Below are 10,734 nucleotides of genomic sequence, written 5' to 3' on the forward strand. Positions count from 1 at the left end.
CGCCGTTGCGCGATGTGCGGGGCTTCGACCATGAGCGTCGAGGACGACTTCCGCATCCGGCCCGGCCGCATCCGCTCGACCAAGGCGCAGCAGGCCCGGCCTTTCATCGCGCAGGCGCTCGCCGCTGCCCAGAAGGCGGGCGGCTCGGTCTCTCGGAAAGGCAAGATCGGCCCCGGCAACCGCTCGCGCTTCGGGCGCGGTCAGCGCGCCGCGGTGCAAGCCAATCGCTTCCTCACCGCCCGCTCGCGCGGGGCGGTCATCAAGGCGCGTGTCGTCCGCAGCGGCGGCCGCTCCGCCCCGCTCGCGACCCATCTCGGCTATCTGCGCCGCGAGGGCGTTACCCGGGATGGGGAGAAGGCCCGGCTGTTCGGCCCGGGCGGCGATGACCTCGACCCGAAGGAATTTGCCGAGCGCTGCGAAGATGATCGCCACCATTTTCGGTTCATCGTCTCGCCGGACGACGCGCTGGAGATGTCGGACCTGCGCTCCTTCACCCGCGGTCTCGTCGGCCAGATGGAGAAGGATCTCGGCACCAAGCTCGACTGGACGGCCGTCGACCATTGGAACACCGAGCATCCCCACGTCCATCTGATCGTGCGCGGCGTGCGCGACGACAGCGAGAACCTCGTCATCTCCCGCGACTACATCAGGGAGGGCATGCGCGATCGCGCCCGTGATCTCATCACCCAAGAGCTGGGCCCGCGCACCGATCACGACATCCGCCGTAGCCTCGAGCGCCAGATCGAAGCCGAGCGCTGGACCAGCCTCGATCGGCAGCTCGCCCGTGATGGCTACCGGACCGGCGTCGTCGATCTCGCGCCGCGCCCGGATCGACAACCCGACGAGTTTCACGCGCTGAAGGTCGGCCGCCTGCGCAAGCTCGAAACGCTCGGCCTCGCCAACGAGATTGGCCCAGGCCAATGGGTCATCGCCGAGCGGGCGGAGACGACGCTGCGCGAGCTCGGCGAGCGCGGCGACATCATCAAGCGCATCCATCGCGGGCTGACCGAGCGCGGCATCGACCGTGGCGCGGCAAGTTACGTGCTTGCCGCGGAGAACATCGACGATCCAATCGTCGGCCGGCTGGTCGCGCGCGGCCTCGACAACGAATTGAAGGGGACGGCCTTTGCTGTTGTTGACGGCGTCGACGGCCGAACCCATCACATGAAGCTGCCCGACCTCGACGCCGCCGGCGACAGCGCGCCGGGATCGATCGTTGAGCTACGCCGCTTCGACGATGCACGCGGTCAACGCCGCGTCGCGCTCGCCGTCCGCTCCGATCTCGACATCTCCCGGCAAGTCACCGCCACGGGCGCCACCTGGCTTGACCGGCAGGCGATCGCGCGCGAGCCGGCCGCCTTGGGAGGCGGCGGCTTCGGCGTCGAAGTTCGCGACGCCATGGATCGGCGCGCTGAGCATCTGATCGACCAGCGGCTCGCCGAACGGCACGGCCAGAGCGTCATCTTCTCGCGCAATCTCATCGAGACGCTGCGCCGACGCGAGCTTGACGCGCTGGCGGACAAGCTCGCCGCGGAGACCGGCCGGACATTCGCCAAGGCTGGGAGCGGCGAATACGTCGCCGGCACCTATCGGCAGCGGCTCACGCTCGCATCGGGCCGCTTCGCCATGATCGACGATGGCCTCGGCTTTCAACTCGTGCCCTGGACGCCGTCCCTCGACCGCCAGCTCGGGCAGCATGTCTCCGGCGTCGCCCGCAATGACGGCGGCGTCGACTGGAGCTTCGGGCGCAAGCGGGGCCTCGGCCTCTAGCGCAGATCAAGAAGGGAACGCCGCCATGTCCGCGACGAAAATCCTCTGGGGCCAGATACTCACCGTGTTCATGATCGTGCTCTTCACGACTTGGACGGCCACGCAGTGGACGGCCTACCGGCTCGGCTTTCAACCGCAGCTCGGCCATCCGTGGTTCGAGGTCGCCGGCTGGCCGGTCTACTATCCCCCGGCCTTCTTCTGGTGGTGGTATTTCTATGACGCCTACGCGCCGCCGATCTTCGTCGAGGGCGCCTATATCGCCGCCTCGGGCGGATTCATCTCGATCGCCGTCGCGATCGGGATGTCCGTGTGGCGCGCCCGCGAGGCGAAGAACGTCGAGACCTACGGGTCGGCGCGCTGGGCCAGGCCCGACGAGGTGAAGGCCGCAGGGCTGCTCGGCGCCGACGGCGTGGTGCTCGGAAAGCTCGATCGCGACTATCTCCGTCATGATGGGCCCGAGCATGTGCTGTGCTTCGCTCCGACCCGATCCGGCAAGGGCGTAGGGCTGGTCGTGCCCTCGCTGCTCACCTGGCCGGGCTCGGCGATCGTTCACGACATCAAAGGGGAAAACTGGACGTTGACGGCCGGCTTCCGGGCCCGGCACGGCCGCGTGCTGCTCTTCGACCCGACCAACCCGAAGTCCGCCGCCTACAATCCGCTGCTCGAGGTCCGCAGGGGCGAATGGGAGGTCCGCGACGTCCAGAATATCGCCGACATCCTGGTCGACCCGGAAGGATCGCTCGAGAAGCGAAACCACTGGGAAAAGACCAGCCACGCCCTGTTGGTCGGCGCCATCCTCCATGTCCTCTACGCCGAAAAGGACAAGACCCTCGCCGGCGTCGCTGCCTTCCTATCCGATCCCAGACGCCCGATCGAGTCGACACTCGCGGCGATGATGAAGACCGCTCATCTGGGCGAGGCCGGCCCGCACCCCGTCATCGCCAGCGCCGCACGCGAGCTGCTCAACAAGTCGGACAACGAGCGATCGGGCGTGCTCTCGACCGCCATGTCGTTCCTCGGCCTCTATCGCGATCCCGTGGTGGCGCAGGTGACCGGCCGGTCCGATTGGCGCATCGCCGACCTTGTGGCGGAGGGCAATCCGACGACCCTCTACCTCGTCGTGCCCCCGTCCGACATCAGCCGGACCACGCCGTTGATCCGCCTGATCCTCAATCAGATCGGACGACGCTTGACCGAGGACCTTCACGCCAATCCCAGGCGCCCCCGGGTGCTGATGATGCTCGACGAGTTCGCCGCGCTTCGGCGCCTCGACTTCTTCGAAAGCGCGCTCGCGTTCATGGCCGGGTACGGGATCAAGGCATTCCTGATCGCGCAGTCGCTGAACCAAATCGAGAAGGCCTACGGGCCAAACAACTCCATCCTCGACAACTGCCACGTCCGCGTCAGCTTCGCGACCAACGACGAACGGACGGCCAAGCGGGTCTCCGACGCCCTCGGCACCGCGACCGAGATGAGGGCGATGAAGAACTATGCCGGCCATCGGCTATCTCCTTGGCTCGGCCACATGATGGTCTCGCGCTCGGAGACGGCGCGGCCACTGCTGACCCCCGGCGAAGTCATGCAGCTCCCGCCAGCCGACGAGATCGTCATGGTCGCGGGGACGCCGCCGATCCGGGCCAAGAAGGCGCGCTACTACGAGGACCGCCGATACCAGGAGCGGATCCTGCCGCCGCCCCCACTGAGCAAACCTGGCAAGCCGCCGGCGAACGACTGGAGCGGTCTCGACCTTCCGCCAGTTCCCGAGATCGGCGGCGCGCTCGCCAGAGCCGCGGCCGATGCGCCTTCGACCGAGGACGAGGAAGACACGACCGAGTCCGAGCGCCGACGCCAGCCTGAACTACGCCGCCTGAAGCCGGTCGAGAAGACGGTTCCGATCGAAAACGAGTTCGAGTTCGAACCGATTGAGGATGCTGACGAAGACGCTGCCCGCAATAGCCGGCTGAGGGACACGATGCGCCAGGTCGCGCGACAGGCTTCCCTCGACCCCGGCGATGGCATCGAGCTGTAGGAGGCGATCATGGCGAAGCCTCCGAAGAAGCAGCGGCTTTCCGTCTATCTCGAACCGGAGGTCATGAAGGCGCTATCGGCGCATGCGGCGCGGCGCGGCCACTCGCTATCCCTTGTCGCCGAGGCCGGCATTGCGTCGTTCCTTTCGCCCGACGCCGCAGAGCGCCAGGAAGCGGCGATCACGAAGCGACTGGATCAGCTTGACCGACGCCTGACGCGCGTCGAGCGGGACGTCGGCATCGCGGTCGAGACCCTCGCGATCTTCGTGCGCTTCTGGTTCAACACGACGCCCGCCCTGCCGGAGCATGCGGCCCAGGCGGCACGCGCCAAGTCCGCCGAGCGCTACGAGGCCTTCATCAACACCCTGGGCCGCAGGCTCGCGAACGGTCCGAAGCTCAGGCAGGAGATCTCGGAGGATCTCAATCACACCGGCGAGGCTGATTGACGACCGCACCGCCCGCGCGGTGACGATGCGGCAAGTCGACTCGGCGCTTCCGCGCGATCGCGCCGCAGCATCGTGCGCGCGCGAGATAGTCATGCTGCCATTGCCTTGAAGTATAGCGGCGTTCCGCCGTTTCCCTGTCTTTGTACGCCACAGTACGACGACCACATTTCGGTTGTTGTCAGGCCCTGATTTCTGCCTCTTCTACTCGTCCCCGATCCAGGGCCGCGCGTGGGCGCGCCCGCAAGAGAACGGGGACGACGTGGCAAACCCCCAGCAGAGATCCGAAGCAGTCCTCCGCGGCGCGCGCATGCTGCGCACCGCGCTCGGACCTGCGATCGCCGGGTTTCTGGAAGACCCCACGATCGTCGAGGTGATGCTCAACCCTGACGGGCGGCTCTGGATCGACCGCCTTTCCGACGGCCTCTCGGAAACCGACGAGCGCCTTTCTCCCGCAGACGGCGAGCGGATCATCCGCTTGGTGGCGCACCATGTCGGCGCCGAGGTCCATGCCGGCGCTCCGCGTGTCTCGGCCGAGCTTCCGGAAACGGGAGAGCGGTTTGAAGGCTTGCTCCCTCCCGTCGTGGCCGCGCCTGCCTTCGCCATCCGCAAACCGGCCGTCGCCGTCTTCACGCTCGAGGATTATGTCGCCGCCGGCATCATGCGTGCCGGACAGGCCGCGCTGCTCCGCGCCGCCGTCGCCGAGCGGCGCAATATTCTCGTGGCCGGGGGCACATCCACCGGCAAGACGACGCTCACCAATGCGCTCCTGGCGGAGATCGCCAAGACCTCCGACCGCGTCATTGTCATTGAAGACACGCGCGAACTCCAATGCATGGCGCCCAACCTCGTCGCCATGCGGACGAAGGATGGCGTGATCACGCTGTCCGAACTGGTGCGCTCATCGCTCCGCCTGCGGCCCGACCGCATCCCGATCGGCGAGGTACGCGGAAGCGAGGCGCTGGACCTGCTCAAAGCGTGGGGAACGGGGCACCCGGGCGGGATCGGCACGATCCACGCCGGCACAGCGATCGGCGCGCTGCGCCGGCTTGAGCAGCTCATCCAGGAAGCCGTCGTCACGGTGCCGCGGGCGCTCATCGCGGAGACCATCGACCTTGTTGCCATCCTCTCCGGCCGCGGCGCCTCGCGCCGGCTCGCCGAACTCGCCCGCATCGAGGGGCTCGGCCCTGACGGCGATTACCGCGTCACCCCCGCAACCCAGCCCCCCGAAGGAGAGATCCCGTGATCCAGCACGCGCTTCGAATCCGCCGCCATATCGCGACGGCCGTTTCCGTCACCTTTCTCAGTCTGGCGCTCGCACCGGCGGCCCACGCCTCCGGCTCCTCGATGCCGTGGGAAGCGCCGCTTCAGTCGATCCTCGAGTCGATCGAGGGGCCGGTCGCCAAGATCGTCGCCGTGATCATCATCATCATCACCGGCCTGACCCTGGCCTTCGGCGACACGTCCGGCGGCTTCCGGCGGCTCATCCAGATCGTTTTCGGCCTGTCGATCGCGTTCGCGGCGTCGAGCTTCTTCCTGTCCTTCTTCTCGTTCGGCGGCGGAGCGCTCGTCTGATGGCAGGCGGCGCGGATTACGTCGGCGAAATCCCAGGCTTCTCAGTGCCGGTGCATCGCGCGCTGACCGAGCACATCCTGCTCGGCGGCGCGCCCCGATCCATCGCCATCCTCAACGGCACGCTCGCCGCCGCGCTTGGATTGGGTCTGCGCCTCTGGCTGGTTGGCCTGGCGCTCTGGGCGATCGGTCATTTCGCCGCGGTCTGGGCCGCCAAGCGCGATCCGCAATTCGTCGACGTCGGACGCCGGCATCTGCGCATCCCGGCCTATCTGACGGTCTGAGGGCGTCGCCATGATGAACCTTGCGGAATATCGCAATCGCAACACCCGGCTCGCCGACTTCCTGCCCTGGGTCGCGCTCGCCGGCGAGGGCGTGATCCTGAACAAGGACGGCAGCTTCCAGCGGACCGCCCGCTTCCGCGGTCCGGACCTCGACAGCGCCGTGCCGGCCGAACTTGTCGCGGTCGCCGGCCGCCTCAACAACGCCTTCCGCCGCCTCGGCTCGGGCTGGGCGATCTTCGTCGAGGCGCAGCGCCATGAGGCCGCGACCTATCCGACAAGCCGCTTTCCCGACCCGGCATCGGCCTTGGTCGACGCCGAGCGCAAGGCCGACTTCGAGGAGGCCGGCGCGCATTTCGAGTCCAGCTATTTCCTGACCTTCCTCTATCTGCCGCCGGCGGAAGACGCCGCCCGCGCCGAAAGCTGGCTCTATGAGGGCCGCGAGCGCGGCGGCGTCGATGCCCATGAGGTGCTGCGCGGCTTTATCGACCGCACGGACCGCATCCTCCAGCTCGTCGACGCCTTCATGCCGGAATGCGCCTGGCTCGATGACGCTGAGACGCTGACCTATCTGCACTCCACGGTCTCGACGACGCGGCACCGCGTCCGCGTGCCCGAGACGCCGATGTATCTCGACGCTCTCGTCGCCGATCAGCCGCTCACCGGCGGGCTCGAACCGCGCCTGGCCGACACGCATCTGCGCATCCTCACCATCGTCGGATTTCCGACCGCGACGACACCCGGCATCCTCGACGAACTCAACCGGCTCGCCTTCCCGTATCGCTGGTCGACCCGCGCCGTGCTGCTCGACAAGACCGACGCGACCAAGCTGCTGACCAAGATCCGTCGGCAGTGGTTCGCCAAGCGCAAATCGATTGCCGCCATCCTGAAGGAGGTGATGACCAACGAGGCGTCGGTGCTGGTCGACACCGACGCCGCGAACAAGGCGGCGGACGCGGATCTCGCGCTGCAGGAGCTCGGCGCCGACTATGCCGGCCAGGCCTACGTCACCGCGACGATCACCGTCTGGGACGCCGATCCGCGCATCGCCGCCGAGAAGCTGCGCCTCGTCGAGAAGGTCATCCAGGGCCGCGACTTCACCGCCATGCCCGAGACGATCAACGCCGCCGACGCCTGGCTCGGGAGCCTGCCGGGGCATGTCTATGCCAATGTCCGCCAACCGCCGCTTTCGACCCTCAACCTCGCCCATATGATCCCGCTGTCGGCGGTGTGGGCCGGGCCCGAGCGCGACGGGCATTTCGCAGCGCCGCCGCTGCTCTTCGGCAAGACCGAAGGCTCGACCCCATTCCGGCTGTCCATCCATGTCGGCGACGTCGGCCACACCCTCGTCGTCGGTCCGACCGGGGCCGGCAAGTCCGTGCTGCTGGCGCTCATGGCGCTGCAATTCCGTCGCTACGATCGCGCCCAGGTCTTCGCCTTCGATTTCGGGGGCTCGATCCGCGCCGCGGCGCTCGCCATGGGCGGCGACTGGCATGATCTCGGCGGCGGGCTGACCGAGGGTGCGGACGACAGCGTCTCGCTTCAGCCGCTCGCCCGGATCGATGACGCCGCAGAACGCGCCTGGGCCGCCGACTGGATCTCCGCCATCCTCAGCCGCGAGAGCGTTGCGATCACCCCGGAGGTCAAGGAGCATATCTGGTCGGCGCTGACATCGCTGGCTTCGGCGCCGCCCGCCGAGCGCACCCTGACCGGCCTGTCGGTGCTGCTCCAGTCCAACGACCTCAAGCAGGCGCTACGGCCCTATTGCGTCGGCGGACCCTATGGCCGGCTGCTCGATGCCGAGGCCGAGCATCTCGGCGAGGCCACCGTCCAGGCTTTCGAAACCGAAGGACTGATCGGGACCGGGGCCGCAGCCGCCGTGCTCGCCTATCTCTTCCACCGGATCGAAGATCGCCTCGACGGCCGCGCCACACTCATCATCATCGACGAGGGCTGGCTCGCGCTCGACGACGAGGGCTTCGCCGGCCAGCTCCGTGAGTGGCTGAAGACGCTGCGCAAGAAGAACGCGTCGGTCATCTTCGCTACCCAGTCGCTTTCCGACATCGACGGGTCGGCCATCGCGCCCGCTATCATCGAGAGCTGCCAGACCCGCATCCTGCTCCCCAACGAGCGCGCCATCGAGCCGCAGATCACTGCCATCTACCGACGGTTCGGGCTCAACGACCGGCAGATCGAGATCCTCGCCCGGGCGATGCCGAAGCGCGACTATTATTGCCAGTCGCGCCGGGGCAATCGCCTCTTCGAGCTGGGCCTGTCGGACGTCGCGCTGGCGCTCTGCGCCGCGTCCTCCAAGTCCGATCAGGCAGCGATCGCCAGTACGGTCGCCGAGCATGGCCGCGACGGCTTCCTCACCGCCTGGCTCGATCGCCACGATCTCGGCTGGGCGGCCCAACTCATCCCCAACCTCGAAACTCTGGAGACCTCCTCATGACCTCGCGCCGCACGCGCGCGGTGCGCCTTGCCGCCGCGCTGCTCACCACCACCCTCGCCACAGCGCCATACCTCGCCACGCCGGCCCAGGCGCAGTGGGTCGTCTACGATCCGACGAACTATGCGCAGAACCTGCTCTCGGCGACCCGCGCGCTTCAGCAGATCAACAACCAGATCACCTCGCTGCAGAACGAGGCGACCATGTTGATGAACCAGGCCCGCAATCTCACGAGCCTGCCCTATTCCTCGCTCCAGCAGCTCCAGCAGTCGGTGCAGCGGACCCAGCAGCTCCTCGGCGAGGCGCAGCGGATCGCCTACAATGTCCAGAACATCGATCAGGCGTTCCGGACCACCTACGGCAATGCCTCGATGTCGGCATCCGACACGCAACTCGTCGCCGATGCGCGCGAACGCTGGCAGAACACCGTGGGCGGCTTGCAAGACGCCATGCGGGTGCAAGCCGGCGTCGTCGGCAACATCGACACAAACCGCATTCAGATGTCTGCGCTGGTCGGCCAAAGCCAAGGCGCCACCGGAGCGCTTCAGGCGACGCAGGCAGGAAATCAGCTTCTCGCGCTCCAGGCGCAGCAGCTCGCTGATCTCACCGCCGTCGTTTCCGCCAACGGCCGCGCCCAGGCGCTCGCCGTCGCGGAGCGCGCGGCGGCCGCCGAACAGGGCCGCGAACAGCGTCGCCGCTTTCTTACGCCTGGCAGCGGCTATCAGCCGGGCAACGCGCGGATGTTCCCGAACAGCGGCAACTGAGGACGCGGCGATGGACGGGAAATCGCTCGCACGCATCGGTGCGATCGTCTTCGTCGCGGTCGCGATCACGGCGACCGCGATCGAGATGAGCCGGAAGGAGGAAACGGCGGAGAGCTGGGCGACAACGCGGCCGGTCCCGACGCCGAACGATCCGCTGCGCACGGAACTGTTCCGCTGCCAGGCGCTCGGCGAGGCCGGCCCTCGCGATCCCGCCTGCCTGCGCGCCTGGGCCGAGAACCGTCGTCGCTTCCTCGCCCCCGGATCGCGACCGGCCGGGAGACTGCCGGACGCGACGGCTCCGTCTGAGCCAGCGCCTGCCGACGCGCAGCCGGGCGAGGCGCGATAGGCATGGGGAACACCGGCGTCATCGACCATTTCCTCGAGGTCTTCACCCGTTACATCGACGGCGGCTTCGGTCTGCTCGGCGGCGAGGTGACGTTCATCGCCACGACGCTGATTGTGATCGACGTGACGCTCGCGGCGCTCTTCTGGTCCTGGGGCGCCGATGACGACATCATCGCCCGACTGGTGAAGAAGACGCTGTTCGTCGGCGTTTTCGCCTACATCATCGGCAACTGGAACAACCTCGCCCGGATCATCTTCGAGAGCTTCGCCGGTCTCGGCCTGAAGGCGAGCGGCACCAGCTTCACCACGGCCGATCTTCTTCGCCCCGGCAAGGTCGCGCAGACCGGGCTCGATGCGGGACGGCCGCTGCTCGATTCGATCTCCGGGCTGATGGGCTATTGGAGCTTCTTCGAGAACTTCATCCAGATCGCCTGCATGTTCCTCGCCTGGGCGCTGGTGCTGCTCGCCTTCTTCATCCTCGCCATCCAGCTCTTCGTCACCCTGATCGAGTTCAAGCTGACGACGCTCGCCGGCTTCGTGCTGATCCCCTTCGGCCTGTTCGGAAAGTCCGCCTTCATGGCCGAACGGGTGCTCGGCAACCTCATCTCGTCCGGCATCAAGGTCCTCGTCCTCGCGGTCATCATCGGGATCGGATCGACCCTGTTCTCCGAATTCACGGCGGGCTTCGGGGGCGCCACGCCATCGGTCGACGAGGCGATGGCCATCGTCCTCGCAGCCCTCTCATTGCTCGGCCTTGGCATCTTCGGGCCCGGCATCGCGTCCGGCATCGTCTCGGGCGGTCCGCAGCTCAGCGCCGGCGCTGCCGTCGGCACGGGTCTCGCCGCCGGCGGCATGGTCGCGCTCGGAGCCGGCGCCGTGGGCGCCGCCGCGACAGGCGGCGCCTCCCTGGCAGGCGGGGCCGCCGCCGCCGCCCGCGGTGGCGCTGCCCTCGACTGGCGGCGCATCGACCGCCTACAGCCTCGGGGCCGCGGGGGCAGACGGGCGCTGCTAGCGTCGCCGCCGGTCTGGGCGGCGTCGCCCGGGCCGGCGGGAGTGCCGCGATCTCGCCCCTTCGTCGCGCCG

9 protein-coding genes and 1 pseudogene are annotated in these 10,734 nt (G+C 68.0%); all 10 read left to right on the top strand.

Annotated elements, in window-relative coordinates:
• Positions 1 to 30 precede the first annotated feature (30 nt).
• On the top strand, positions 31 to 1,770 hold the full coding sequence (locus L286_RS29070) for a relaxase/mobilization nuclease domain-containing protein (protein WP_013041718.1): 1,740 nt from the start codon (positions 31 to 33) through the stop codon (positions 1,768 to 1,770).
• A gap of 25 nt (positions 1,771 to 1,795) precedes the next feature.
• Positions 1,796 to 3,799 carry a conjugal transfer protein TraG gene (locus L286_RS29075; RefSeq protein WP_013041717.1) on the top strand — a complete coding sequence of 668 codons (2,004 nt, stop codon included), beginning with the start codon at positions 1,796 to 1,798 and terminating at the stop codon, positions 3,797 to 3,799.
• Positions 3,800 to 3,808: 9 nt separating this feature from the next.
• Positions 3,809 to 4,243, top strand: a complete 435-nt coding sequence (locus tag L286_RS29080) for a hypothetical protein (RefSeq protein WP_013041716.1) — start codon at positions 3,809 to 3,811, stop codon at positions 4,241 to 4,243.
• A gap of 307 nt (positions 4,244 to 4,550) precedes the next feature.
• Positions 4,551 to 5,486, top strand: coding sequence for a P-type conjugative transfer ATPase TrbB (trbB, locus tag L286_RS29085; protein ID WP_021223121.1), 936 nt, complete (start codon positions 4,551 to 4,553; stop codon positions 5,484 to 5,486).
• Positions 5,486 to 5,815: a TrbC/VirB2 family protein gene (locus L286_RS29090; RefSeq protein ID WP_425505835.1), complete on the top strand. Its 330-nt coding sequence runs from the start codon at positions 5,486 to 5,488 to the stop codon at positions 5,813 to 5,815. Before trbB ends, L286_RS29090 begins: the two co-directional genes overlap by 1 nt.
• A complete protein-coding gene (locus L286_RS29095) occupies positions 5,815 to 6,096 on the top strand; it encodes a VirB3 family type IV secretion system protein (protein WP_013041713.1) in 282 nt (93 codons plus the stop codon). Before L286_RS29090 ends, L286_RS29095 begins: the two co-directional genes overlap by 1 nt.
• A 10-nt stretch (positions 6,097 to 6,106) precedes the next feature.
• Positions 6,107 to 8,545 carry a conjugal transfer protein TrbE gene (gene trbE / locus L286_RS29100; protein ID WP_013041712.1) on the top strand — a complete coding sequence of 813 codons (2,439 nt, stop codon included), beginning with the start codon at positions 6,107 to 6,109 and terminating at the stop codon, positions 8,543 to 8,545.
• On the top strand, positions 8,542 to 9,306 hold the full coding sequence (trbJ, locus tag L286_RS29105) for a P-type conjugative transfer protein TrbJ (protein ID WP_013041711.1): 765 nt from the start codon (positions 8,542 to 8,544) through the stop codon (positions 9,304 to 9,306). Before trbE ends, trbJ begins: the two co-directional genes overlap by 4 nt.
• Positions 9,307 to 9,316: 10 nt before the next feature.
• Positions 9,317 to 9,652: a putative entry exclusion protein TrbK-alt gene (gene trbK-alt / locus L286_RS29110; protein WP_013041710.1), complete on the top strand. Its 336-nt coding sequence runs from the start codon at positions 9,317 to 9,319 to the stop codon at positions 9,650 to 9,652.
• Positions 9,653 to 9,654: 2 nt separating this feature from the next.
• Positions 9,655 to 10,734 (top strand): annotated as a pseudogene (trbL, locus tag L286_RS29115) (P-type conjugative transfer protein TrbL); the annotation flags it as partial.

The organism is Sphingobium sp. HDIP04, from assembly GCF_000445085.1.
GTDB lineage: Bacteria > Pseudomonadota > Alphaproteobacteria > Sphingomonadales > Sphingomonadaceae > Sphingobium > Sphingobium indicum.